Here is a 24,657-nt window from a genome sequence, read left to right as displayed (position 1 = left end):
GCAGAGTTACACACGTGGGATTCGTCCGGGCCCAGCGCAAGGATGCCCGACTCGTGGCGATTGTTACGATCCCATCGGTAAAAGACCGTGTGGTCTCGGATGTGGAAGGGTGTCGGGATGCCTTATTTCGGATTATTGGTGACACTGTTGTGGGTGTTCTGTCTCATCGACGTGATCACCGCGGACGACGGCGGGGTGCGGTACTTGCCGAAGATGGTGTGGTTGCTGTTCGTACTCTTCGTTCCGTTGGCGGGGTCGGTTGTATGGCTGGTGGCGGGCCGACCTATCGGTGGCGGCATCTGGGGCGGAGCCGGCGGCGGAAGTATCGCGCGGCGGCAGAACTCGTCCGAGTTCCCGGAATACGAAACCCGCCCGGGTCGTCATCTTGCGCAAGACCCGGCGGCAGATGAGGAGTTTCTGCGCCAGTGCCGGGCGAGAGCCGAGGGCCAACGTAGGACCGAGCGCGAGCGGCGTCAACGAGAAGCCGGCAACTGAACGGCAGGCGGGCGAACTACAGGCGGGCAAGTACGCGTCACCACTAGCGTCACCGTACAGCGTACGGTAGGATGGCGAGCTGCACGCTTCGAGTGCGAGACCATCCGGCTCCGTGAAAGGTGACACTCCCATCACAACCTCGGCCGACCCACTGTCCACCATCTTTGTGCGCGGAGCACGCGAGAACAATCTCCGCGAGGTCGATCTGGACCTCCCGAAACGAAAACTCGTCGTATTCGCGGGAGTTTCCGGATCGGGCAAGTCCTCCCTCGTGTTCGACACCATTGCCGCCGAAGCGCAACGGCAGATCAACTCGACGTTCACGGCTTTCGCTCAAACATTTCTCCCGTCCTACGGACGGCCCGACGCGGACCTCATCGCCAATCTCTCTGCGGTCATCATCGTCGACCAGAAGCGACTCTTCGGTGGGCCCCGGTCCACGGTCGGCACGATCACCGATATCGGGGACTGGCTACGCATGCTGTGGTCGCGGGGAGTCACGCCGTCCATCGGGTACGCCAACGCCTTCTCCTTCAACGACCCTGCGGGTATGTGCCAGGAATGCGACGGGCTCGGCGAGGCCAAGGTCGTCGATCGCGACGAACTCGTCGACGTGTCGAAGTCACTGCGCGAGGGACCTTTCAAACATCCGGATTTCGAACCCGGAAAATGGCCGTACCGAGTATTCGCGGATTCTGGATTGTTCGATCTCGATGTGCCCGTGGAGCAATACTCCGCCCGCGAACGCCACATCTTCTTCGACGCCAAACCAGGCGAAATCGACGTGCTCAACCCCGATGCCGTGATGAAGAGCTACGAGGGGATCATCTCTCGGTTCCGGCGCAGCTATCTGTCCAAGGATGCCGACGCGCTCAAGGGTAAAGCGAAGCTCGCCTACGATCGCATCGTCACTCGCGGTACCTGCACGGAGTGCGGAGGCACTCGGTACAACGAAACAATCCGCACCGCGACATTGGAAGGCCTCTCCCTTCCCGACGCGTTTGCCATGCAGGTCTCCGATCTCGCGGACCGCATCGACACGTGGACGCTGAATGATCTCGACGGTCCGCGCATGGAGATCGTGACTCAACTGCGCAGACTCGTCGACCTAGGTCTCGGTTATCTCAGCCTCGATCGCGCCACGGCGTCACTCTCCGGTGGCGAATCGCAGCGCATCAAGATGGTCCGGCACCTCGGCGCCACGCTCAACGACATGCTCTACGTCTTCGACGAGCCCACCACGGGGTTGCATCCACGCGACGTGCACCGACTCGACGAGATGCTGCTTGCGTTGCGAGACAAAGGAAATACCGTCCTGGTGGTCGAACACGATCCCGAGGTCATGTCGATTGCAGACCGCATCGTCGAAATCGGTCCCGGTGCAGGTAAGGCCGGCGGAACGGTCGTGTTCGAGGGCACGTACGAAGAGCTCACCGAGGCCGATACACGTACGGGTGCCGCCCTGCGACGCGCGAATGCCACGCTTCGCACACCCAGGACCCCGACCGGGTACCTGCACATCAGTGGCGCGAACACCCACAATCTGCAGAACGTCAGCGTCGAGGTACCCCTCGGCGTCATGACTGCCGTCACCGGTGTCGCCGGCTCCGGCAAGTCGAGTCTCGTTCACGGGCATCTTCGCGACGTTGCGCCAGACGCCGTCATCATCGACCAGGCACCGATTCGCGGGTCCAGAAGATCCTCGCCTGCCACGTACACCGGCCTGCTCGATCCCATTCGCGCTTACTTCGCCAAGAAAACCGGCCAACCGGCGTCGTTGTTCTCCCCCAACTCCGATGGCGCGTGCTCCGATTGTCAAGGAAGCGGCGTCATCTTCACCGACCTCGGATTCACCGATCCGGTGTCGAGCACGTGTGAAACGTGTCAGGGCAGACGCTTCCGCCCCGGAGCCATCCGGCACAGCGTCGACGGCGTCAGCATCGCCGACATCTTCGAGATGTCCGTCGAGGACGCTCAGGACTTCTTCGACGTCAAGAAGATTCGCGACATTCTTCGTCGATGCATGGACGTCGGCCTCGGCTATCTTTCGCTTGGACAGAACCTGTCGTCGTTGTCCGGTGGCGAACGCCAGCGCCTCAAACTGGCGGCAGAACTCGTCGGGACGTCACCGATTCTGGTGTTGGACGAACCGACGACGGGCTTGCATCCGTCGGATGTCGCCAACCTGATCGAACTGCTGTCCGGCATGGTCGACGAGGGACGCACTGTCATCGTCATCGAACACAACCTCGACGTCGTCGCTGCTGCGGACTGGGTCATCGATCTCGGCCCGGATGGTGGCCACAATGGTGGGCTGATCACCTTCACCGGAACTGTGGCAGACCTGGTGCAGACCGAGACGCACACCGGGACATACTTGGCTCGTAGTCTCGGGCGTTAATTCATTTCGTCCGACGAGCTGGAGGTCAATTTTTCGTGCACATGCGGCGATCGTTCAAGGCCATACTCGGCACGGCAGTACTCGCCCTGGTGGTGGGCGGATGCAGTGGGTCAGCTGACGACCCGCCGGACACATCGGCACAGGATTCGTCGACGTCATCGGCCGACGGCTCGTTTCCCAAGACTGTGGTTTCCGGTCCCGCCGATTCCGGAGTCGACATCACCATCGAGTCGCGCCCGAAGTCGATCGTGTCTCTCAGTCCGACTGCCACCGAGACATTGTTCGCCATAGGTGCGGGCGATCAGGTGGTTGCCGTCGACAGCCAGTCGGACTATCCGACCGATGCGCCGAAGACCGACTTGTCGGCCTACACCCCCAGTCTCGAAGCGATCGTGGGATACGAACCAGACCTCGTCATCGCCTCGGACGATATCGGCGGGTTGGTCTCCGGCCTCGTAACGGCACAGATTCCGACGCTGCTGCTGCCTGCCGCAACGAGCATCGACGACGCCTACGCCCAGATCGAGCGAGTCGGTGACGCCACCGGTCGTGAAGCCGAAGCCGACTCGGTGGTCGAGCAGACTCGGACCCGCATCGAGGACGCGGTCGCCAGTGTCCCCGCAGGCGAGCTCACCTATTTTCACGAACTCGACGCCGAGCTGTACACCGTGACGAGCCAGAGTTTCGTCGGCCAACTTTACGGACTGTTCGGTCTCACGAGCATCGCCGACGGCGCGGGAAGCAACTACCCGCAACTCGCCGCCGAGTCGGTGGTGACGGACGATCCCGACATCATCTTTCTGGCGGATTCGCAGTGCTGCGGCGTCACCGCAGAATTGGTTGCCGCGCGGCCTGGGTGGAGTTCGATGCAGGCTGTGCGGGATGGACGGATCTACGCGATGGACGAGGACCTCTCGAGCCGATGGGGCCCACGCATCGCCGATCAGGTCGAGGCGATTGCAGCGGTGCTCACCGGCGACAAATAACCCCGACGCTCTTGCCAGGTCCGCTCACGGATCTGCGGTCACCGAAGTGGAAGGCGCCTCTCGCGGGACCCTGCCGGTGAAGAACAGGGCGCATACGCCGATCAATGCGGCAATGGAAAGGGCCACACGCAGGGCCTCGAGGCGAGCATCGGAATTGACGTCGACGATCTGCGCGGCACTCGACTGCGGGACCGCTGAGCCGGCCAGTGCTGCCTCGAGCTGCGTGTCCGAAAGAAATGGAACGCCGCTCGCGAGTTCGGTGCTCGCCTGCGCTTTCACCGAGTCCGGAACGTCGGGGTTCAGCTGCACGCCGGCAACGATCGCCGCGCTCAGGGTGGCGATGAGTACCGACCCGATCAGTGCGGTTCCGAGTGATGCTCCGAGGTTCGTTGCGGTGTTCTGTAACCCGCCGACTTCCGCGCTCTGCGAATCCGGCACGGCGGAGACGGTAATGGCGCCAAGTTGCGAGGCCAATGCCCCGAGTCCCAGCCCCAGCAGGACCATCGGGACCGCCACGATGCTCGCATTGGCTCCGGGATCCAATCCGGTGACCAGTACGAGAATGCCGACGATCATCGCCCCCCAACCCAATCGAACTACTCGACGAGGGTTGGCGCGGGGCCAGAGTTTGGGAATACCTGCGGCCGCGAGCAGGAGTGCGACCGAGAGTGGAAGGATCCGAAGCCCGGTCTGCAGTGCGCTCAGTTCCAGGACCACCGACAGGAACAACGGCAGTGTGAAGAAGACGCCGGCTTGAACCGTGAACTGCGCGAAGAACATCGTGAGGCCGCCGGAAAGTTGCCGGTTGCGAAGCACCTTGGGATCGATCAGCGGCTCCCGTCCGGTCTCGGCAAGGTGCGTCTGCCATCTCATGAACACGTACAGGAGCAACGCGCCTGCCAGCAGTAGCCAGATCACCGGGGACAGTCCTGCTATCTCGGCGCCGCCCGGGGTGGGACGAATCCACCCCCACTCCCCCGATCTGAGAACTCCGAAGACGAGCATTCCCAAGCTTGCCACCGACAATGCGGAGCCGACGAGATCGAGTCGGACACGGACCGGCGGAACATCATTGATGCGGCGCAACACCATCAAGATTGCCACGACCAGAAATGCCTCGCCGACGAAGACATATCGCCACGACGCGAACGTGGTGACCGCACCACCGATCAGCGGGCCGGCTGCCACCGCCATGGCACCTGCGGCGGCAACCAAACCGTATGCGGCAGCTCGCTTTTCCGGCGGAAAATTTGCCGCGACCAAAGCCACGATCGCCGGCATGATCAGCGCCGCGCCCACGCCTTCGAGGAAAGCCCACCCGATCAACAGCACCGTAAGATTGGGAGCCGCTGCGGTGGTCAACGTCCCGACCCCGTAGATCACGAGTCCGAGTGCGAAAGCTCTTCGCCTTCCCACAATGGTGCCGATCTTTCCGCCGGTGATCATCAGCGTCGCCATGACAAGCGTGTACAGCGTGATCGCGGTTTGGATGCCCGTGATCGTGGTGCCGAGATCCTCGGCAACCGTAGCCATCGACACGTTCATGACCGAGCTGTCCAGAGTCATCAAGAACTGGCTCGATGCGAGCACCGTCAGCACCAGTCCCGAGCCAGTCTTCGTTGTGGCAGTCATGGACACCCCTGTTGTAAGGGCTCAGTATTGCGCAGCTGGATCCGCCGGAGATCACCCGTTGAAGGTGACCAAGGCCGATCACCCGCAACCGCCATCGCCGAGGCGGGATCACGAGCAAGGTGTCCAGATGTCTCGATCGCACAGGTTGATCGATCGATTCACTCCCCCCGGCCGGTTACCGGTCTGGCGTTCGCCGGGGGTTCGCCGACTTCGTCGATGGTATGGCCGCTGCAGGCCGTCTTGGTTACGGTGGCCCGCTCGACGCGCGAGAGAGCAAACCATCGCATTGCGTCGCGCTTGCGGCACCATCCAATCAAGTACCACAGGCCGTTCGTGGAGGCGAACAGCACGGGCTCGACGTCGCGGGTGGTCGTGGCGCCGTCTCTCGATGTGTAGCGAATACGGAGCACTCGCTGCTCGGCCATCGCCTCTTCCATGGCCGACTTGGTTGAGCGTGACGATGAGGGACCCGCGTCTACCCACACACGGCGAGCTAACTTGTCGGCCCTTGCACGCGTGATGGGATCGAGAACGTCCATGACCTTTCGGATGCCGGCTGCTGCCAGATCGGAGTAGGGGGCATCGGCCGCGGCGGACACGGCCGCCATGAGGGCCACAGCCTGCGCCGGAGACAGACTGACGGGCGGCAAGAACGCGCCTTTGGCAAATCCGTATCCACCGCCCGGACCTGGGCGCGACCATAGAGGTCTGCCGCTGTTCTCCAACGCGTCGAGGTCTCTCTTGATTGTCCGCACCGACACTTCGAACTCTCTCGCCAACCGTTCGGCGGATACCCCACGCGCGCCACTGCGGTGCAACATCTCTGACAGAGCATGGAGCCGTTCTGCTCGCTTCACTAATCGGACCGCGGCCAATTCATGACACAAATAGTGACATACCACTGTCCATCGGGCCTGCGAGAGTTGTGGCATGTCGACCACTATCAGCAGTCCGACCATCATCCTTGTTGCCGGCCACTGGCTGGGTGCTTGGGCGTGGGACGAAGTCCTCGAACACCTGAAAACAGACCAGTCACATGCAGTCGCGATAACACTGCCAGGCCTCGACAGGGACGATCCGGAGCGTGCGGCGAGGACTCTCGACGACCAAGCCGAGGCGATCCTGGACGTCATTGCTCGACACGGGAATCAGCCCGCGATTCTCGTCGCTCACAGTGGGGCCAACGCCCCTGTCAGTCTCGTCATCGACCGACACCCTGGGCTTGTCCAGCGGGTGGTGTGGGTCGACTCCGGCCCCGTAGCAACGGGAAGTGTCCACGCCCCAGACCTCCCGGAGGAGTCGGAGGATCTTCCGCTGCCGTCATTCGACATCCTCGCGCAGCAGGCGAGCCTCGAAGGACTCAGTGCAGAGGTCCTCGAGCGTTTTCGGGCCCGGGCCGTCCCCGAACCCGGCCCCGTACTTCGTCAAAAGGTCGAGCTCACGAACGACGCCCGCCGCAAGGTCCAGACCACCCTGGTGTGCTGCTCGATCTCGAGCGCGCAGGTGCTCGAGTTGGCCCGAGCAGGCCATGCCATGTTCGCCGAGGTCGCGAACCTCGAACTTCTCGACGTCATCGACCTCCCGACGGGGCATTGGCCTATGTGGAGCCGTCCCCTCGAACTCGCCAAGGCCATTCACTCAGCGGCTTCTCGCACCAACTGAACCGCACGCACAACCTGAAGGGGTCAGCCGAATCCGGCTGGCCCCTTCGAGTGCGTACGCCGCACGATGGGCCAACTGCTGGGCCTGCGCCCGCTGCTATTGCTCGAGTGTCCGGTCAATACAGTTAGACGACGCCGGATCTGTGCAGTTCCTCGATCGAATCCACACTGCAACCCAACTCCGCGAGGACTTCGTCGGTGTCGGCTCCGTGCGCGCGCCCGGTGTGCCGGATGCTGCCGGGACTGTCACCCATGCGCCACATGACGTTCTGCATGCGGACAGGACCCAGATCCTCGTCCTCGACGGTGGTCACCATCTCGATCGCGTTCACCTGGGGATCATCGAGTAGTTCACTCGGTTTGTACACCGGAGCCACAGCAGCACCGGCCTTTTCGAACTCGGCGACGACTTCGTCACGGGTTCGATCTGCGATCCAACCGCCCACGTATCCGTCGAGTAGATCGGCATGCGCGGCACGCTCACGCCCCGTCGCGAACCACGGTTCGTCGATGACCTCCGCGTGACCGACCAACCGCAACACCCGCTCGGCGATGGAGTTCGCGCTCGTGGAGATGGCCAGCCAGAAACCATCGGAGGTCTTGTAGAGATTTCGCGGTGCATTGTTGCTCGATCGATTGCCCGAGCGCTCGAGATCGATCCCGAGCTGATCGGCGTAGATGATCCCCGGCCCCACCGCAGTCATGATCGGACTCAGCAGGTCCAAGTCGATGACCTGGCCTTTACCACCGTTGTTCGTTCGATGCAGTAATGCCATGGAGACTGCCGAAGAGCCTGCGATTCCGGCCAGCGAATCGGCGAGGCCGAAGGCAGGCAACGTCGGCGGTCCGTCGGCAGGACCGGTCAGGTGCGCGAATCCGCTCATCGATTCGACGAGTGTTCCGAACGCAGGCCGCTTCGAGTAGGGCCCAGTCTGGCCGAAGCCTGTCACACGCAACAGGATCAAACCTGGGTTGTCTGCCGACAACACGTCGTAGCCGAGACCCCAGCGCTCCAAGGTGCCAGGCCGGAAGTTTTCGACCACGACGTCGGCCTCAGCGACGAGACGGCGAAAGATCTCTGCGCCTTTCTCCTCACCCAGGTTCAACGTCATGGTGCGCTTGTTTCGGCTCACCATCGTCCACCACAGCGGGTGACCGTCCTTGTCCAACCCGTGCCCGCGCATACCGTCGGGCCGGGTCGGATGTTCGATCTTGATGACCTCGGCACCGAAGTCGCCGAGGATCTGCGCCACCAAGGGCCCGGCGAGAATCGTGGAGATGTCGAGGACCTTGATGCCCTCGAGTGGGCCGGTCACTTGTACGGGCGATGCAGGTAGCGGCCGGCCGGGCTGCCGGATACCGAACCGTCGGCCAGCACACGCTGTCCTCGGACGAACGTGTCCGTCACCTTCGCTCCCAGCTCGAAGCCCTCGAACGGGGTGTACTCCTGAGTCGACTCCGAATCTTCCGGACGCACGGTCCACGTGTGATCAGGGTCCACGAGTGCGATGTCCGCATCCATGCCGACAGCGATGTCGCCCTTACCCGGAAGTCCATAGCGCGAAGCTGGATTGAGCGAAGTGAGCTCGGCGATGCGACGCCAGCTGAGTCCACGCTTGCGGCCTTCGGAGACCAAACCGGGTAGCAGGTACTCGGCACCACCGAAACCGGATTTCGCGGCGAAGATGTCGCCACGATCTTCGGCGAACTTCTTCTCGTCCTTGCAGCATGCATGATCGCTGACGACCCAGTCGATGTCACCGGCGAGCAGGTGCTCCCAGAGTGCTTCGACGTCGTCTCGCGGGCGAAGTGGCGGGTTGACCTTACCGCCGAGTCCGTAGGCGGTCTCGATATCGGCCAGTAGGTGACCGATGGTGACCTCACGACGGAAGTTGACGTGCGGGAACGCTTTCGCCATCCGCATCGCGGCCGTCATTGCCTTACGCGAGGACAGGTGCAGCAAGTTGATGTTCGGCAACTGTGTCTCGTCTGCCAGGAACGCCGCGATGGTGACCGCAAGTCCCTCGGAATGCGGCGGGCGGGACGCGCTGTAGGCGGCGAGGCCCTGCAGGGTTCCTTCTTCTTCGACGATCTTGGTGTAGGCACTCATGATCTCGGCGGTCTCACAGTGCAGCGACAGCGAGATGTGTTCGGCCTTGTCGCCCAGCTGTTCACGGGCGGCCTGAATTCCACGCATGACGAATTCGAAATGCGCCAGGTCGTACCGCTCACCTTCCGGCGTCATCAGGAACTCGCTCTGATCGACGCTGCGCCCGTGCAAGCCATGGCTGCCGTAGAACATGAAGATTTTGAACGACGTCACGCCGTGGTCGGCGATGAGCGAGGGGATCTCCGCGATGTGCTCTTTCGACATCGGCGCCAGGTGGTACGCGTAGTCGACGTACGGGCGCCCCTCGGTTGCTTCGAGGACCTTCGGAAACACATCCGCATAGGACCCACCAGTGTTCATGTAGTACTGCCCGGTGCGCATGTAGGACAACGACGTCGTGACGCCGCCCTGCACGCAGGCGCGAGACTCGGTTTCGGCATCTTCACCGAGCGGGTTGTAGATACCCCAGTGCTGGTGTGCATCAACCACTCCGGGGAAGGCGATCTTGCCTGCAGCATCGATCACGGTGTCCGCCGCGTCGGCAGAAATCCCGGCCTCGATTCGAATGAACTTGCCGTCTTCGATGAGCAGGTCGAGGAGCTCACCGTCTTCGGGGGCATCCGCGCCTGGACGGACGACACGTGCATTGGTGATCAACGTAGACATCTGGTGGATCCTTTCGAAATGGGGAGAAAATCAGATGTAGCCGGCAGCGAGGTACGCCAGGCCGAGAGCAGGTAGCAATCCGTTACCCGCAAGGTAACCGGCGGCACCGTGACCGGAAATTCCCATCGCCGCACCGCCCGACGCGAACAGCCCGTCGATAGCCGTGCCCGACGGCCGCAGCACCCGAGCGTTCTCGTCGACGACGAGTCCACCTTGGGTGTGGAACAACGCTGGGACGATCTTGATCGCTGCGTACGGCGCTACCAGCCTGTGCTCGAACGAGGTGCGACCGTATGGATCTGCCACTATGCCCCGGGCAAAGCTGTCGAGAGTGGAAAGTTCGTCCACGACTGCGTCCGAGGGTAGACCTGTCGCCTCGGCAAGCTCCGCGGCACCGTCCGCCCAGACGAGCGCACCGGATTCTACAGTCTGTCGAAAGTCGGTGAAGGACAAGCACTTTTCGTAGATCGAGCGGTCGATGACAATCCAGCCCTCGGAGTGTGGTCGGGCAGCGAGGGCGGCCGCGTACTCGGAGTAGCCGGTGGTCTCGTCACCGAACCGTCGTCCTTCCAGATCGAGCACGACACCACCGTGCATCACCGTTGCCCAACCGACGAGTGTTCCGGCCTTCTTCGACAGCGCCGCATGCCCTTGGTAGGAATCGAGGAACTTCGACTCGGCACCAAGGCGCGCTCCGATACTCAGCGCATCTCCTACCGAATATTCGCTGCCGTGATACCGGGCCGCAGCAATCTCCGGAACGTAGTCTGCGACGAGATCGGGATCGGCACCGTAACCGTTGGTGGCCAACAGAACAGACGTCGTCGGTATCGATTCGGTGCTGCCGTCGGGCAGTGCGATCACCACACCGTCGACTCTGCCATCGACATCGACTGTGACGTCGGTGAGCCGAGCCGGCACCAAAAGATCGATCTTCGGCTCCTCGGCGACTGCGCGCACCAGATGATCGACGATGGCGGTACCGTGGCGGCCCTCGACTGTGTGGCAACGCAATTGCGAGTGACCTGGATAGGAAAAGTCGGTGACAAGTTCCAGCGGCATCTTCAGGTAATCGGCCAACCATTCCACCAGTGGCGCGCTGACATTCGCTAGGGTGTGCGCAAGGCGTTCGTCGGCCGTACCGTTGGTCTTACGCAAGATGTCGTCGACGAACTGTCGAGGCGAATCATCGATCCCGGACTCACGCTGCCAACGTGATCCGGCCCCGGGAATCATGGCCGTCGACATCGCGGTGTTGTTGCCGCGCTTGAAGTGCTCGCTCGCCTCGACGACCAAGACATCGAGACCCCGCTCGGCGGCCCGAAGCGCCGCGACGAGTCCGCCGCCCGCTCCGGCCACGACGAGGTCGGGTCCGTTCTCGCTCATGCCGACGTCACCCATCTCGACTGCAGCCCCAAGAGTTGGAGCGCAATCGCGGTCGGGTCGACGACCAGTGGTCGCGCGGGGGGATCAACCAGTTCCACCGCCGAGCAGGCGTTGATGGCGACATCACAGGTCATCGATGCCGCACGCTCGGTCACCGCGCGGCCCCAGGCCTGCGAGTCGGCGATATCGGCAACATCGAGGCCGAGGACTTTCGTCGGATCGGCAATGATGTCGTAGGACGCCAGTCGACGATCCAATTCTGCTGCGATGGACTCGTTTCGAGCCAGTGCGCCGACGTGCAGACCCTGTGAGAGGAAGAACGAGGCTGTCAGTCGTGACAATCCGTACAGCGGACGTGCGAACGAATCTGCTTCTTCCGCACATGGATCGAGAACGCAGTCTGGTAGAAACCCGTCGAATGCGGTCGGATCGACTGTCCGAAATGCCTCTGTAAGAACCTTTTCCGATGCTCGGATCTCTTCCTCGGTGTCGAGTGCCGAAGGTGCGACTGCGCCGATGTTTCGTAGTTCGACGGACACTGTCTCCGGTGCGAGCTGATCGTAGCGTTCCTGTCGACGACGCAGTTCTGTGTCGTCGACATCGATGGGGGTGAATGCCAAGAGGCGCATGTGGGCGTAACTCCTAAATTCCGAGGTAGGCGGCCTTGACGCGATCGTCGTGAGCAAGCTCGGATCCTGTGCCTGTGAGCACGATCGAGCCGCTCTCGATCACGTAGGCGCGATCGGAGATGTCGAGCGCTTGAGCAGCGTTCTGTTCGACGATGAGCACTGTCACACCGGTATCGCGGATACGCACGATTGCGTCCAGGACCTGAGCGGCCAGTTTGGGGGCCAACCCCACCGATGGTTCGTCGAGCGTGAGAAGCCGGGGCTTCGCCATCAACGCACGACCGATGGCAAGCATCTGCTGCTGTCCGCCGGACATGGTGGCGGCGAGCTGATCACGACGCTCGGCGAGGATGGGGAACAAGTCGTATACCTGGTCCAGGGACTCCTTGACCGTAGTGCGCTTCTGTGTGTACGCACCCATTTCGAGATTCTCGAAGACCGGCAGGGCACCGAACAACGCACGGTCCTGTGCCACATGGACCAAGCCCGCCTTGACGATCCGGTCGGCTCGCATCCCGTGAATGGGGACCCCGTCCAACATGATTCGACCACCGGTCGGTGAGACCAGCCCCGACAATGCTCGCAAGGTCGTCGTCTTGCCTGCGCCGTTCGCGCCGATGAGCGACACGATTTCGTTCTTGGCGATGGACAGATCCAGTCCATGCAGAATTTCCAGACGCCGATATCCGGCGTGCAAGTTGTCGATCTCGAGCATCATGCCGTCTTCTCCTCACCGAGATATGCCTCGACGACGCGACTGTCCTCGATGACCGTGCGTGGATCCCCGGAGGTCAACACCGCACCTTCGTGCATGACGACGAGTCGCTCGGACAGCGCCATGACGGCCGCCATGATGTGTTCGACGAACAATACGGTCTGGCCCTCGTCGTGCAGAGTGCGCAGCAACTCGATCATCGGTGCGCGCTCGGCTGGTACCAATCCGGCGAGTACCTCGTCGAGCAGCACGACACGTGGCTCCATGGCCAGGGCACGTGCCAGCTCCAGCCGTTTGAGACCGGCAGTGGACATGGTCGACACTTTGCCGCCGACCTGATCCGAGAGCTGCACTCGATCGAGCACCTCGAGTGCATGTCGGCGCGCATCCTTGCGCGAGCGACGCTTACTCAGCGCTGCAACGGTGACGTTCTCGAGCACGGACATGGATTCGAACGGTCGCATGAGCTGGAAGGTTCGCACGAGTCCGCTGCGTGCGATCTTGTTGGCCGGCCAACCGGTGATGTCTTTGCCGTCGAAAATGATTCGGCCCTCGGTGGGTAGTTGCTCACCGGACAGAAGCGAAAACAGTGTGGTCTTCCCCGCACCGTTGGGACCGATGATGCCCAGAAATTCGTGCTCGGAAACGTCCAGGGTGACGTTTCGCACGGCATGAATTCCGGAGAAGGATTTACTCAGACCTTCGATGCTCAGCAAGCTCATCGAAACCACCTCTCACGGATAGTGCCGAAGATTCCCTTGGGTAGGAAAATGACGATCAGGATCAAAATCACCGAGTAGACCGCTACGTCGAGACCAATTGCTCCATCGAGGAATCCGAGGAATCCCGGTGGGTTGCGCAGCAGTTCGTTGATGATCTCGGACAGCGGCCCGATTACTGCGGCGCCGAGGACCGGGCCCCAGATGGTGCCGATCCCACCGATCACGGCAGGAACGATGGCTTCCACCGATACCGCGGATCCGAAGGCCTGTTCCGGACCGACGAAGAAGTAGTACTGCGTGTAGTACACGCCGGCGACCGCGATCAGTGCACAGCTGGCTGCGACCGCGATGAGGCGGTACTTCATCGTATCGATGCCCAGCGACGCGGCTGCGGTCTCGTCGTCGCGCACCGCTTGCACGAACTGGCCCGCTCGGGAACGCACGTAGAAGATGGTGCCGAGCACGGCAAGCGCGAGAATCACCAGCGGGATCCAGATGTAGTTGGGACTGCCCTTCTCGAACTGCAGCATCCACCACGAATCACGAGGCAGGAGCGGCACATTGAATCCTTCGGTCTTGTGGAAGACCTCCAGGTTCTGCACCAGCAGCAGGAACATCTGCGCAAAGGCGAAGGTAGCCAACGCGAAATACGAACCGGCGAGCCGATAGCGCAGACACAGATAGGCGAGCAGCGTTCCGACCGAGGCCGAGATCACCCCGGCGACCGCCATCGAGATCCAGGGCGAAATTCCGTGATCCACCAGCAGGTAGGCCCCGGTGTACGCACCGATACCGAAGAACGCGGCGTGGCCGAAGCTGAACATCCCGCCGAAGCCGCTCATGATGTTCCACGCCACTGCCATGAGGGCGAAGATCAGCGTCCGAACTGCAACGGTCTGGGCTTGCTCACCGAGAATCAGTGGCAGCGCCGCTACGACCGCGAATCCGATGACGAGCGTGATGAGCTGCCGTTTCAGCCAGGTGTCTTTCAAACGAGAATCTTCTGGCACCGACGTCGGTGCTGTCACAGTGGCGGTCATCGGCGGGCTCCGTACAATCCTTCGGGCTTGAGAAACAGGACGAGGATGAACACCGCGAACACCAGGATGAGTGACCCGGTACCGGGAAGGAAGAGAGCTCCGACCGTCTGCACCAGGCCGATCACCAAACCGCCGATCACGGCACCGACGACGCTTCCGAGACCGCCGAGCACGACGATGACGAACGCGAGGATGGTGAACTGCTCTCCCACCGACGGGGTGAGACTGGTGAACGGGGTCATCAATCCCCCGGCGACGGCGACGCATGCCGCACCGATGCCGAAGGTCAGGGCGTAGACGCGGCCGATGTCGACTCCGACGAGTTTGGCTCCCTCGGAGTTCGACGCCACTGCGCGAATGGACAGCCCGAGCGGGGTGCGCTTGAGCACGGCAGTCAATGCGACGGCGACGAGAGCGGCTCCGATGAAGGCCAGAACCCGCGGCCACGACGCCACGGCTCCGAGAATCGAAACCGAACCGTCGATCGGGGCTTGAACCGATTTGGGCCTTCCCCCGAAGATCATCAGCAAGACGTTGATGATGAGCAGGGACAGACCGAGCGTGACCAGTAGTGGGCCGTCATGGCTACCGCTGATCGTCAGCTTGGTCAGCAGCGTTGCCTGAACGATCATGCCGAACACGAACATCAGCGGCACCGCGATGACGGTGGCGAGATACACCGGCAGCCCGGCTGTGGACAACGCATACACGATGTACATCGCCATCGTCAGCATCGCGCCCTGGGCGAAGTTCACGATGCCCAAGACTCCGAAAATCAGCGTCAGACCGACAGAGATCAGCGCGTACACGCCGCCGAGAAGCAGTCCTGACACCAGCGACTGGGTCACCAGCCCTTGATCTTTGCCGCCCACCAGATAAATGACGGCCATGATCACCACGACGACGGCCGCCACGCCCACTGCGGGGTTCATCCCCGACAGCGTGCGCCGCTTGACCGGTGCCGTCGCAGTTGTTGCGTCGGTCACTGTCCGGCCCCGACTGGGAACTCGATTGCGTCCGTGGCGAATTCCTCGGGGAAGACCTGCGCCACTGCACCATCGCGGACCTGCATGACGATGACCGTTGCGTTCTTGTTCTGACCGGTCTCGTCGAACTCGATGGGTCCGTCGAACGCCAGCAGTGGATCTTCGATGGAGACACCGGAGATGGCGTCGCGCAAAGCCTCTGGATCGGAGTCCTTGCCATCCTCGAGGCCTGCAGCGATGACCTCGACGGCCTGGTAGGACAGCATCGCTGCGGTCTCCATCGGGCGGCCGAACTGCTGCTGGAAGCGGCCTCGAATTTCGTTGGTGCGCTCGCTCGTCGCGTCGAAGTGGTAATTGGCGCTGAGCACACCCTCACCGGCAGCTCCGGCCGCCGCGGGGAAGGAGCTGTCGTCGAACGCGCCGTTGGCGATTCCGTAGACGCCCTTGACCTTCAAGTTCAGCTGCTGCACCGCCTTGGCGATGAGGAGACCGTCCGGGTAGTAACCGGTGGCGACGATGACGTCGGGGTTGCTGACGGATGCTTCCCGAACCTGAGTGGTTGCGTCGGAGAAGTTCGTTGCGGGATAAGTGATTTCCTGCACCGAGGAGATGCCCTGGTCGGCGGCTTCCGCTTGGAATGCATTGAAGACGCTGTCTCCGAACGATCCTTCGATGTGGAGGTAGGACACCTTGTCGATCGATTGTCCGGTCTGCTGTTCGATCGCCGCCAATGCCTTGGCGCCGTCGGTTCCCATGCTGGATGCGTTGGGCTGCATACGGAACGAGTACTGGTAGCCCTGATCGAGAATCTTGTCGTCCACAGCCACATCGATGACGAGAGGCACGCGGGACCGTTCGGCGACCGAGGCGACATTCTGCGTGACGTCACTCTGATAGGTACCGACGAGGGCGACGACACCGTCGTCGATCAACCGCTGCGCCTCACTTTGCCCGACTTCCGCCTTGCCCTGACTGTCACCGGAGACGAGCTCCAACTGCCGGCCTTCGAGCGAGGAGATTCCGCCGGCGGCGTTGATGTCGGCAACCGCCAATGCGGCACCGTCGTTCATCAATCCACCGACCCCCGCGAGGGCACCAGTGGTGGGATGAACGGAGCCGATCTTGATGGAGCCCGAGTCGTCGGACCCCGAAGAGGATCCACACGCTGCTGCACTCATTACCGCGACGGCGCTCAGCACGCCTACAAGCTTCTTCATTGTCTGCCTTTCGCGCCCACGAGGCGTCGAGTCGAACCGTCTCCCACTGCGTCAAGCGTTCCGCTCAGCGCACCAGGCAATCGGTGATCTATTCGCGTAAAACCGAGTATGGCACGCATCACGCCCATAGAACAGCATCTTTGATGAAATTCTTGTTACGCGTACGGTTCGCTCAGCGGAACGCTACAGTCGACTCGCTTGGTGAACCACAATTTCCCCCTGAATCCGGAAGGATGGCCGAATGGTCACGCCGCCCAGCTCCACATCACTGGCCGAAACATCCACCGGCACAGAGTCAGCAGATCGGGTGGCAGATGTGCTCCTCGCATTCGCACAGTCCGACCGCGCACTCGGTGTATCGGAGATCGCCCGACACCTGCACCTGAGCAAAGCAGTCGTGCATCGGATCCTGCAGTCGCTGGCCTCACGTTCGATCGTGCAGCCGATGGCGGGCGAATCGACGTACTCACTCGGCCCGGCCGCAATAGGCCTCGGCACGAAAGCATGGAGCCAACTCGACGTTCGATCGATCGCCGCCCCGGTGCTTCGGACACTGCGCGCGGAAACCCGTGAGACGGCGACACTGTCCGTTCTCGTCGGCCACCGGCGCGTCTATCTGGATCAGTACGAAAGTCCACAGGAAGTGAAGATGGTCGTCGAGATCGGTCCCCAGTTCCCGCTGCACTCGGGGGCATCGAGCCGCGCAATCCTGGCCTTCCTGCCGGACCACTTCGCCGTCGAAGCACTCGAGGAACTTCGGGGAACCACCCCGGACGTCGACGCGGTGTCCTTTCGTGAGCGCCTCGCCGAGATCCGGGACATCGGATATGCGACATCGATCAACGAACGAAACACCGGCGCGGCATCCATCGCTGCACCGTTCTTCGACGCGTCCGATCATGTTCTGGGCTCGGTCAGTTCCTCCGGCCCTGCTTTCCGCTACGCCTCGACTGCGGACGAGAAACATGCCATCCACGCCCGCCAGGTGGTCACCGCGGCTCGGTCGATCACCCAGATCCTGGAAGCTCGTGCTACTCGATGACTCGCACAGATCCTCGCTCGTTCCTCTATGTCCCTGCAATCAAGCCCGCACTCTTCGACAAAGCTGTCCGCGGTGACACAGACGCTGTCATCATCGACCTCGAAGATGCGGTACCTCTGTCCCAGAAGGCAACTGCACGAGAAGCCGTCAGCGAATGGCTGAAGATGCGGGAGTGGACCGATACCGAGATCTGGGTCCGGGTCACTCCCGAGTTTTTGCCGGAGGATCTCGATGCAGCCGCCCAGTCCGGTGTCTCGGGCATCATGATCGCCAAATGCTCGACCGCCACGCTGGCCCGCGCGGACGCGCTCCTCACCGAACTCGAGTCGACACGCACACTGGACACCCTCGCCGTGATCGGGCTACTAGAAACCGCCGACGCCTTACGCTCCATTGCCGCGATGGCCGAATGCGCGCGTGTTCGCACCTTCGGAATCGGCGAGGTGGACCTGCTCGCCGACCTGCGCATCGCGCGCACCCCGGATACCGAAGCCGTGATCGACACCATCCGCATGCAGGTCGTCATCGGTTGTGCTGCAGCATCTCTGGCCGCTCCCGTTGCCCCGACGTCGACGGACTTCCGTAACCTCGACGGCTTCGTGACCACCACCCAGCACTTCGTGGACATGGGCTTCCGCGCCCGAACAGCACTGCACCCGAGCCAGGTTTCCATCATCAACGCGGCCTTGACGCCGTCGGACGAAACAATCGCCTCGGCCCGCCGATTGGTGGAACTGTACGAACTGTCCGACGGCGGTCCGACTGTGGACGACCATGGCCGCTTCGTCGACGAAGCCGTGATGCGCGGTGCGCGGGAAGTCCTGGCTCGGGCGTAGTCACTGCCGAGTGGCAGTACCGATTCTCCTCAGCGGGGCGAGCAGGGTGCCGATGTCCGTCAGATCGGGCAGTCCATGGCACCGCTCGGCCAGCTGGGCCACATCCGATTCGGACATGAACGGTGCGGCGTTCGCACGGAACTTCGCCGAGACCTCCTCGAACGACAGTGGTCGCTCGGGGCCACCTCGGGTGGTGAGGACTTCCTCGACCACCGTGGTTCCATCCGTCAACGTCGCGGTCAGCACTGCCGGGAACTGGTGCGGGAAGATGGCGTCGCAGCGAGCATCCGGAACCACATCGACCTTGGCCATCAACGCTCGGCGGTCCTCGGCATTGGCCAGTTCGTCCGAATAGTCTTCCAACGCTGCACCGAGCCCGCCGCCGCCGAACATGCCCACTGCAAGTGCGTACGGCCCACTGAACTGCGCCATGTATCCGGTCGTCGGTGTGCGTTTGACCTCGATCGGCTCACCGATGGTTCGCAGGTTCGCCGCGGGCACGCCGAGAACCAACTTCTCCACATCGGACGGTGCGATGCCGCGATTGCGGAGCGCAGCACCCGCGTCGACCGCAGCATGGGTGAAGTGATTCGCCGGGTAAGGCTTGAAGAAGATGTTGGGCACAGCCCATTCCGTTCCGAGGCCGTCGACGATCTCCGACGCCCGGCCCGGTTGATGCAGCCACGCTTCGAAGAAGCCGAATCGGCCTTCGAGCACGGTCGGCGGGCCGGTGATACCGTGACGCGCGAGTCCCGCGGCGGCCAATGCAGAATGTGCTGCCCACCCGCAGTGCATGCGCTTGACGGTGCCGCCGGTGCGGTTCGCCTCGATGATTCCCGACGCCATCGACGCAGCGATTCCGAGAGTGTCGACGATCTTTGCTTCCGATGCACCACCGATGACGGCAGCTGCTACTGCTCCACCCATGGCGCCGCAGATCGACGTCGCGTGCTGACCGTGTTCGAAGAACACCGAGTTCTGGGTCTCGGGGTCGAAACCTGCCATCCCGATCCGGACACAGACTTCCAAGCCGATCGCTATGCCACGAACCAGCGTTCGACCGTCGGCACCATGTTGTTGGGCCGCCGCCAGTGCGGCAGGTACGACGGTGGCGCTCGGGTGCAGGATCGAGGGCAGGTGGGTGTCGTCGAAGTCGAGAGAATGTGCCAGCACGCCGTTGACGAATGCAGCCATCGGTCCCGGGAGCGCAGCCTCGACGCCTACCGCGAAAGCCTTTGCCGCTCCGCCTTGCTCGGTTGCCCAGGTTATTGCGGCGCGGCTGGTATCGAGATCAGTTGCCGCAATGGCGATACCCAACGTGTCGAGTACGCGCATTCCGACGCTGTCCGCGACTGCGTCGGGCAGGTCCTCGAACGTGGTCGCGGCTGCAAAGCGCGCCAGGTGCTGGGCAAGAGTGGTATCGATCATGAGTTGGTCACGGCCAACGGTCGAACCGGGGAGCCTGTCGCACCGAAGATATTGAGCGGGACCAGCACGAAAGTGAACTCGTACTGCTTCTTCGTGGACAGTTCTTCGAGGTCGAGCGCTTCGATGATGTAGATCCCGCTCTCTACGAGAAGAACTCGGTGGGCAGGAAGAAGTGCGTGCCCACCACCTGGCGCGAGCTGTTCGAACGCGATCGTGTCGGCACCTGCGGCATGCACCTTCTTGGATGCGAGCCACTGCGCGCCTGCTTCGCTGACGCCGGGAACTCCCGAAGGACCCCCAACGTAGGGTTGGCCCTCGTCGAACAATTGACCCCAACCGCTGCGGATCAGTACGACGTCCCCCTCGGACACCGCTACCCCCTCCGCGCTCGCGGCCGCTTCCAAGTCGGCAACGGTGATCTCGTAACCGCCTTCACAGCGGTCGATTCCGAGCACCGATGGAATGTCCAGTAGGACGCCGCGCCTGACCATCGGTGCAATGGTATGAACCCCGTGCTCGACATATTTTCCACCGATGCAGGACTGGCCTGCATCGGCGCCACCGTGCAATTTGCCGTCGTGTGAGACATGCGCCAGCGCGTCGATGTGGGTACCGACGTGCGTCCCGGTCGTGATCATGTCGTTGGCAGCGCTACCGCCGTCCGATCGCGTCATGTCGCCGTGACGGCGAGGCAACGTATGCCAGAACTGTGGGTGATTGGGCGATTGCGGCATTCCCACGCGCAATTGCCGACCCAGGTCGACGATCTGTACCCCAGCTTGAACTGCCTGGAGAAGTTGATCGGACATTGCGTTTGTCTCCTTCGCTCGCAACATGAACGTTTGATGAGTCATGCCGTTCCGCTCAACGAAACGATGCATCGAGGGTGGCTGCCGTGCTTCACAGGCTAGCATCGCTGGTCTTTCAATCTCCGTTCATTGACCACACGAATCGAAATTCGTACAGTTAACCGATGACGCCCGACCCTACGTTCCTTTCAGCGGAACGTTCGACAGCATCACTGGCAAGGATCGTGTGCGAACTGCGCGACGGGGATATCCCACCCGAACTCAGCGAGCGCGCTCGGTCGATCCTGCTCGATCTGCTCGGCGTCACCATTGCCGGCGCGCGCACGAACGAGCTGCGAGCATTGTCGGCCACCTGGCGACTGGAAGAAGGAAGAACCCGCACTCTGGGAAGCAGAATCGAAACTACGATCTCCGCCGCCGCCGAACTCGACGCAATAGCAGCGTGCTGCCTCGAACTCGACGAGGGCAACAAGTACGCCGCGGGGCACCCGGCCGCCCACGTGGTTCCCGCCGCCATAGCCGCGACCCGGCTGTCCTCGACGCCCGTCGACGGTCACACATTTGTCGCGGCGGTCGTCGCGGGGTACGAGGTCGCGACAAGATTCGGCCACGCACTCACCCGCGACTCGCGATGGCATACGCACGGCCATTGGGGCGCGACGGGAGCCGCTGCCGCAGCGGCTTCCATCTGGGGCGCCGACGCCGACCGAGTCGCCGCCGCGATCGACGCATCGACGGCGTTGATCCACGTATCTCCCTGGGGCGTCGTGTTGGAGGGAAACTTCGCTCGAAACCTCTGGATCGCAGGCGCAGTTCGTGCCGGACTCGATGCCGCACGGCTGTCCGAGGCTGCGCTGGTAGACAACTCGGGGGCGCTTGTGCATTCTCTCGGCGACATTGTCGGCACCCTCGACTACCCCCGCCTCACCGAGGACCTCGGCACACGCTGGCTCACCATGGAGGGTTACGCGAAACAACACGCAAGCTGTTCCTACACCCATGCCGCCATCGACACCGTGCAGAGTCTCCGGGCCCATACACCATGGAACGTCGAAGACGTCGAACATGTTCGGGTACGAACACATTCACTGGCAGCACCACTATTTCAACGTCATCCCACAACACGGCTCGGTGCGATGTTCTCCCTGCCGTTCGCGGTCGCAGCCGCATTCGTCACCGACAGAATCGACACCGAAGCCCTCGACCCCGCCGGGCCGTTGTTCACTATCGCCGAACAATTCAGTAATCGAGTACACGTAACCGCAGCAACAGAATTGGATGAGCTGCTGCCCCGACGTCGAGTCGCCGAGGTCACGGTCGTCCTACGCAGCGGAGAGGAAATATCCGCGATGACACCGAATCCGGTCGGCGACGTCGACCATTTTCCGATGGACTACCCCGCAATCGAAGCAAAGATCGCACAGCTCATCGGAGATGAGGATACGGCTGCTCTCGCAGCGGTCGTATCGAGCATCGCCGACACCACCGATGTCGCAGGACTGTTCGAGCATCTCCCCTAACAGGTTCAGCGCTCAACCTCCGCTCACGACCATGACGCGCCCGCTCCCGCTCTGGCCGTGAATACCGTCGGGGCCGGGAAGCCGCCGCGGGTGATGTCGTGTTCGATGGCGCCGGCAATCGCATCGACATCCTCGGCGGGAACTATCGCGATGACGCAGCCGCCGAAACCGCCACCCGTCATCCTCGCACCCAAAGCACCGTGACGTACGGCGGAATCCGCGATCAGATCGACATGCGCGGTCGTGATCTCGAAATCGTCACGCATCGAGGCATGCGATTGCGTCATCAGCTCACCGACCTTACGAAAGCCCTTCGCCCGCAGTGCCTTCGCGCAATCGAGCACGCGCTGGTTCTCACTGAGGATGTGCCGCACGCGGCGGCGATCCACCTCGTCATCGATACGCTCGAGCAACGCTGCATCGTCATTGCCCTGAACCCGTCGCAGCGAATCAACGCCCAAAGCCGTCGCAGCCCGTGTGCACGATTCCCGACGCGATGCGTACTCCCCGGTGGAATGACGGTGTGCCGCATTGGAGTCCACCACCAGCAAGGTGAGCCCATGGCTAGCGAGATCGAAGACCACCGGCGTGACGGAAGAGTCCTCGAAGTCGATGAGCAGTGCTCGATCGACTTCACCGTGCAGGGACGCCAGCTGGTCCATCGACCCGGTGGGGGCTCCGACGAAATCGTTCTCTCCGTGCTGCGCGATACGGGCCACTTCGAGTAGTTCCAGATTCGTCCCGGTGGCTGCGTTGATTGCAAGCAACACAGCGCATTCCAGCGCAGCGGAGGAGGACAACCCTGCACCGATCGGCACGTCGCTCGTCACCGACATAACGCCGCCGACCACCGGGTGCCCCGCTGCCTGGAGTGCCCACACCACCCCAGCCGGGTAGGCAGCCCAGCCTTCGACCTCGCCTGGCTGCGCTTGTAATGCGAAGGTGGACCTGCCGACCTCCTGAGTGCTCCCGACCGTGATGACATCGGAGCCGTCCGGCTCGAATCGGACCGTGGTGCGCTCTTCCAGGGCAATCGGCATTGCGAAGCCCTGGTTGTAGTCGGTGTGCTCACCGATCAGATTGATCCGCCCCGGCGCCCGCGCCACCACTACATTCACGAAGCCAACCCCTTCAATCGATCAGCCATCTGTTCCGGAGTGATATCTGTGATGAAAGCATCCATCGCCGATTCCGACCCAGCCAGAAACTTGAGCTTGTTCGCTGCCCTTCGCACCGACATCAATTCGATATGGAAGTATCCGCGTTCCTGGCCACGGTCGGGCCGGAACTGGTGCAGCGCCGAGATGTACGGCAACGGAATCGGATACATCCGATCGAATCTCCCGAGCACATCGAGATAAACGGCAGTGAGATCGTCCAGTTCATCCCTCGACAACTCTGTCAGGTTGTGCACGTGTCTGTTCGGGAAAATGTGCACTTCTACCGGCCATCGCGCTGCGAATGGAACGAACGCCGTGAAGTGCTCGGTTTCGACGATGACCCTTGTGCCTTCGTCGAGTTCGCGAGCGAGTATGTCGGCGAACAGATTTGTGCCCGAGTTCGCTTCCGCGAAATGCTCCGCCCGGCGCAACATCGACGTACTTCGAGGCGTCAGGTACGGGTAGCCGTAGATTTGCCCGTGCGGATGAGACAGCGTCACGCCGATCTCCTCGCCTCGATTCTCGAAACAGAAGACTTGTTCGACGCCGCCCAAGTCGAACAGCGTTTCGGTACGTTGTCGCCACACGTCGAACACCAGTCGCGCGTGCTGGTGACTCAGCTCGGCGAACGACGTCGTGTGATCGCTGGAGAAACAAATGACCTCGCATCGGCCGATTCCGGGAGAGGACACCGATCCCGGCCGCAGGACCTCGGCTCCGTCCCCGGCATGAGACAAACTGGGAAATCGATTCTCGAACACTACGACGTCGTAGTCCGCCGCAGGCACCTCACTCGAATCACCTCGAGGTGATGGGCACAACGGGCACTGATCTGCCGGCGGCTTGTACGTCCGATCCTGCCTCAGTGCGGCCACCGTAACCCAGTCGCCGGTCTGTCGGTCCAGGCGAACCTCCGACGCTGTGGTCGCGGATCTCGCCGCCAAGGGACGCAGATCCGGTACCGGGTGAGGAGTGTGACCGGGCAGCGAGAAGAACAGAATTTCTCGGCCGTCGGCGAGCACGCTGGTGACGGGCTCCCTGCGCTCGCTCATAACTTCTCCGTCTCGGCCACGAGGATGGTCTCTAGATGCAATACCGTTCAGTTAATGCTGAATGACAGTGCATTGGGGTGACATTGTGGGTTGTGGATGGTGTTGGTGCCGGGAGCGTTTGGCTGCCCATTTGATGATTTTGCGTTTGACGACCCGCGGGTTCG

General features: G+C 62.3%; 22 protein-coding genes. 7 read left to right on the top strand and 15 right to left on the bottom strand.

Annotated features, from left to right (window positions below; all coding sequences use genetic code 11):
- The first annotated feature begins 117 nt into the window (after positions 1-117).
- From QMK32_RS20785 to QMK32_RS20775, 3 genes are all read left to right on the top strand, one after another.
- A complete protein-coding gene (locus QMK32_RS20785) occupies positions 118-495 on the top strand; it encodes a PLDc N-terminal domain-containing protein (RefSeq protein WP_283477178.1) in 378 nt (125 codons plus the stop codon).
- Positions 496-607: 112 nt separating this feature from the next.
- Positions 608-2,896 carry an ATP-binding cassette domain-containing protein gene (locus tag QMK32_RS20780; protein ID WP_283477177.1) on the top strand — a complete coding sequence of 763 codons (2,289 nt, stop codon included), beginning with the start codon at positions 608-610 and terminating at the stop codon, positions 2,894-2,896.
- A gap of 41 nt (positions 2,897-2,937) precedes the next feature.
- Positions 2,938-3,882 (top strand): ABC transporter substrate-binding protein, encoded by a 945-nt coding sequence (locus QMK32_RS20775; protein ID WP_283477275.1) that lies wholly within the window; start codon positions 2,938-2,940, stop codon positions 3,880-3,882.
- Between the two features lie 24 nt (positions 3,883-3,906).
- Here the strand turns inward: QMK32_RS20775 and QMK32_RS20770 are convergent, their stop codons facing one another.
- Complete coding sequence (locus QMK32_RS20770) at positions 3,907-5,514, bottom strand: MFS transporter (protein ID WP_283477175.1); 1,608 nt, start codon at positions 5,512-5,514, stop codon at positions 3,907-3,909.
- A gap of 158 nt (positions 5,515-5,672) precedes the next feature.
- Positions 5,673-6,371: a helix-turn-helix transcriptional regulator gene (locus QMK32_RS20765; RefSeq protein WP_283477174.1), complete on the bottom strand. Its 699-nt coding sequence runs from the start codon at positions 6,369-6,371 to the stop codon at positions 5,673-5,675.
- Positions 6,372-6,444: 73 nt separating this feature from the next.
- Here QMK32_RS20765 and QMK32_RS20760 point away from each other — a divergent pair, with 73 nt between their 5' ends.
- On the top strand, positions 6,445-7,176 hold the full coding sequence (locus QMK32_RS20760; RefSeq protein WP_283477173.1) for an alpha/beta fold hydrolase: 732 nt from the start codon (positions 6,445-6,447) through the stop codon (positions 7,174-7,176).
- A 124-nt stretch (positions 7,177-7,300) separates the two neighbouring features.
- Here the strand turns inward: QMK32_RS20760 and QMK32_RS20755 are convergent, their stop codons facing one another.
- The 9 genes from QMK32_RS20755 to QMK32_RS20715 are packed head-to-tail and all read right to left on the bottom strand — an operon-like array spanning position 7,301 to position 16,646.
- Positions 7,301-8,491, bottom strand: a complete 1,191-nt coding sequence (locus QMK32_RS20755; protein WP_283477172.1) for a CaiB/BaiF CoA transferase family protein — start codon at positions 8,489-8,491, stop codon at positions 7,301-7,303.
- Positions 8,488-9,951: a dihydroorotase gene (locus tag QMK32_RS20750; protein ID WP_283477171.1), complete on the bottom strand. Its 1,464-nt coding sequence runs from the start codon at positions 9,949-9,951 to the stop codon at positions 8,488-8,490. The genes QMK32_RS20755 and QMK32_RS20750 overlap by 4 nt, the downstream gene beginning before the upstream one ends.
- 30 nt (positions 9,952-9,981) lie before the next feature.
- Positions 9,982-11,337, bottom strand: a complete 1,356-nt coding sequence (locus tag QMK32_RS20745) for an FAD-dependent oxidoreductase (protein WP_283477170.1) — start codon at positions 11,335-11,337, stop codon at positions 9,982-9,984.
- A complete protein-coding gene (locus QMK32_RS20740; protein ID WP_283477169.1) occupies positions 11,334-11,966 on the bottom strand; it encodes a hydantoin racemase in 633 nt (210 codons plus the stop codon). The genes QMK32_RS20745 and QMK32_RS20740 overlap by 4 nt, the downstream gene beginning before the upstream one ends.
- Positions 11,967-11,979: 13 nt before the next feature.
- Positions 11,980-12,684 carry an ABC transporter ATP-binding protein gene (locus tag QMK32_RS20735; protein ID WP_283477168.1) on the bottom strand — a complete coding sequence of 235 codons (705 nt, stop codon included), beginning with the start codon at positions 12,682-12,684 and terminating at the stop codon, positions 11,980-11,982.
- Positions 12,681-13,403, bottom strand: a complete 723-nt coding sequence (locus tag QMK32_RS20730; RefSeq protein WP_283477167.1) for an ABC transporter ATP-binding protein — start codon at positions 13,401-13,403, stop codon at positions 12,681-12,683. Before QMK32_RS20730 ends, QMK32_RS20735 begins: the two co-directional genes overlap by 4 nt.
- Positions 13,400-14,443 carry a branched-chain amino acid ABC transporter permease gene (locus QMK32_RS20725; RefSeq protein WP_283477166.1) on the bottom strand — a complete coding sequence of 348 codons (1,044 nt, stop codon included), beginning with the start codon at positions 14,441-14,443 and terminating at the stop codon, positions 13,400-13,402. The genes QMK32_RS20730 and QMK32_RS20725 overlap by 4 nt, the downstream gene beginning before the upstream one ends.
- Entirely contained in the window at positions 14,440-15,429 is a 990-nt protein-coding gene (locus QMK32_RS20720) for a branched-chain amino acid ABC transporter permease (protein WP_283477165.1), read from the bottom strand. Before QMK32_RS20720 ends, QMK32_RS20725 begins: the two co-directional genes overlap by 4 nt.
- A complete protein-coding gene (locus tag QMK32_RS20715) occupies positions 15,426-16,646 on the bottom strand; it encodes an ABC transporter substrate-binding protein (RefSeq protein ID WP_283477164.1) in 1,221 nt (406 codons plus the stop codon). Before QMK32_RS20715 ends, QMK32_RS20720 begins: the two co-directional genes overlap by 4 nt.
- Before the next feature lie 241 nt (positions 16,647-16,887).
- Between QMK32_RS20715 and QMK32_RS20710 the strand changes: the two genes are divergently transcribed.
- On the top strand, positions 16,888-17,688 hold the full coding sequence (locus QMK32_RS20710) for an IclR family transcriptional regulator (RefSeq protein ID WP_283477163.1): 801 nt from the start codon (positions 16,888-16,890) through the stop codon (positions 17,686-17,688).
- Positions 17,685-18,524 carry an HpcH/HpaI aldolase/citrate lyase family protein gene (locus tag QMK32_RS20705; RefSeq protein WP_283477162.1) on the top strand — a complete coding sequence of 280 codons (840 nt, stop codon included), beginning with the start codon at positions 17,685-17,687 and terminating at the stop codon, positions 18,522-18,524. The genes QMK32_RS20710 and QMK32_RS20705 overlap by 4 nt, the downstream gene beginning before the upstream one ends.
- Here QMK32_RS20705 and QMK32_RS20700 read toward each other — a convergent pair whose 3' ends face one another.
- Positions 18,525-19,952: an MmgE/PrpD family protein gene (locus tag QMK32_RS20700; protein WP_283477161.1), complete on the bottom strand. Its 1,428-nt coding sequence runs from the start codon at positions 19,950-19,952 to the stop codon at positions 18,525-18,527.
- A complete protein-coding gene (locus QMK32_RS20695; RefSeq protein WP_269306354.1) occupies positions 19,949-20,761 on the bottom strand; it encodes a cyclase family protein in 813 nt (270 codons plus the stop codon). Before QMK32_RS20695 ends, QMK32_RS20700 begins: the two co-directional genes overlap by 4 nt.
- A 164-nt stretch (positions 20,762-20,925) precedes the next feature.
- Here QMK32_RS20695 and QMK32_RS20690 point away from each other — a divergent pair, with 164 nt between their 5' ends.
- Entirely contained in the window at positions 20,926-22,281 is a 1,356-nt protein-coding gene (locus QMK32_RS20690) for an MmgE/PrpD family protein (protein WP_283477159.1), read from the top strand.
- A gap of 23 nt (positions 22,282-22,304) precedes the next feature.
- Here QMK32_RS20690 and QMK32_RS20685 read toward each other — a convergent pair whose 3' ends face one another.
- Together QMK32_RS20685 and galT are read right to left on the bottom strand one after the other, a co-directional pair.
- Entirely contained in the window at positions 22,305-23,399 is a 1,095-nt protein-coding gene (locus QMK32_RS20685) for a galactokinase (RefSeq protein WP_283477157.1), read from the bottom strand.
- Positions 23,396-24,493, bottom strand: coding sequence for a galactose-1-phosphate uridylyltransferase (gene galT, locus QMK32_RS20680; RefSeq protein ID WP_283477156.1), 1,098 nt, complete (start codon positions 24,491-24,493; stop codon positions 23,396-23,398). Before galT ends, QMK32_RS20685 begins: the two co-directional genes overlap by 4 nt.
- Positions 24,494-24,657 lie beyond the last annotated feature (164 nt).

It is taken from the genome of Rhodococcus sp. H29-C3 (assembly GCF_030063405.1).
Taxonomy (GTDB): Bacteria; Actinomycetota; Actinomycetes; order Mycobacteriales; family Mycobacteriaceae; genus Rhodococcoides.
Note: the sequence above shows the minus strand (reverse complement) of the source record. Positions and strands in the feature narration are given on the sequence as shown.

Excerpts from the sequence above, each read along its gene's own strand:
- QMK32_RS20770 (WP_283477175.1), bottom strand. The coding sequence starts at position 5,514 with ATGACTGCCACAACGAAGACTGGCTCGGGACTGGTGCTGACGGTGCTC.
- QMK32_RS20705 (WP_283477162.1), top strand. The coding sequence starts at position 17,685 with ATGACTCGCACAGATCCTCGCTCGTTCCTCTATGTCCCTGCAATCAAG.
- QMK32_RS20750 (WP_283477171.1), bottom strand. The coding sequence starts at position 9,951 with ATGTCTACGTTGATCACCAATGCACGTGTCGTCCGTCCAGGCGCGGAT.
- QMK32_RS20715 (WP_283477164.1), bottom strand. The coding sequence starts at position 16,646 with ATGAAGAAGCTTGTAGGCGTGCTGAGCGCCGTCGCGGTAATGAGTGCA.
- QMK32_RS20730 (WP_283477167.1), bottom strand. The coding sequence starts at position 13,403 with ATGAGCTTGCTGAGCATCGAAGGTCTGAGTAAATCCTTCTCCGGAATT.
- QMK32_RS20725 (WP_283477166.1), bottom strand. The coding sequence starts at position 14,443 with ATGACCGCCACTGTGACAGCACCGACGTCGGTGCCAGAAGATTCTCGT.
- QMK32_RS20695 (WP_269306354.1), bottom strand. The coding sequence starts at position 20,761 with ATGTCCGATCAACTTCTCCAGGCAGTTCAAGCTGGGGTACAGATCGTC.
- QMK32_RS20745 (WP_283477170.1), bottom strand. The coding sequence starts at position 11,337 with ATGAGCGAGAACGGACCCGACCTCGTCGTGGCCGGAGCGGGCGGCGGA.
- QMK32_RS20785 (WP_283477178.1), top strand. The coding sequence starts at position 118 with ATGCCTTATTTCGGATTATTGGTGACACTGTTGTGGGTGTTCTGTCTC.
- QMK32_RS20775 (WP_283477275.1), top strand. The coding sequence starts at position 2,938 with ATGCGGCGATCGTTCAAGGCCATACTCGGCACGGCAGTACTCGCCCTG.
- QMK32_RS20760 (WP_283477173.1), top strand. The coding sequence starts at position 6,445 with ATGTCGACCACTATCAGCAGTCCGACCATCATCCTTGTTGCCGGCCAC.
- QMK32_RS20740 (WP_283477169.1), bottom strand. The coding sequence starts at position 11,966 with ATGCGCCTCTTGGCATTCACCCCCATCGATGTCGACGACACAGAACTG.
- QMK32_RS20735 (WP_283477168.1), bottom strand. The coding sequence starts at position 12,684 with ATGATGCTCGAGATCGACAACTTGCACGCCGGATATCGGCGTCTGGAA.
- QMK32_RS20690 (WP_283477159.1), top strand. The coding sequence starts at position 20,926 with ATGACGCCCGACCCTACGTTCCTTTCAGCGGAACGTTCGACAGCATCA.
- QMK32_RS20710 (WP_283477163.1), top strand. The coding sequence starts at position 16,888 with ATGGTCACGCCGCCCAGCTCCACATCACTGGCCGAAACATCCACCGGC.
- galT (WP_283477156.1), bottom strand. The coding sequence starts at position 24,493 with ATGAGCGAGCGCAGGGAGCCCGTCACCAGCGTGCTCGCCGACGGCCGA.
- QMK32_RS20700 (WP_283477161.1), bottom strand. The coding sequence starts at position 19,952 with ATGATCGATACCACTCTTGCCCAGCACCTGGCGCGCTTTGCAGCCGCG.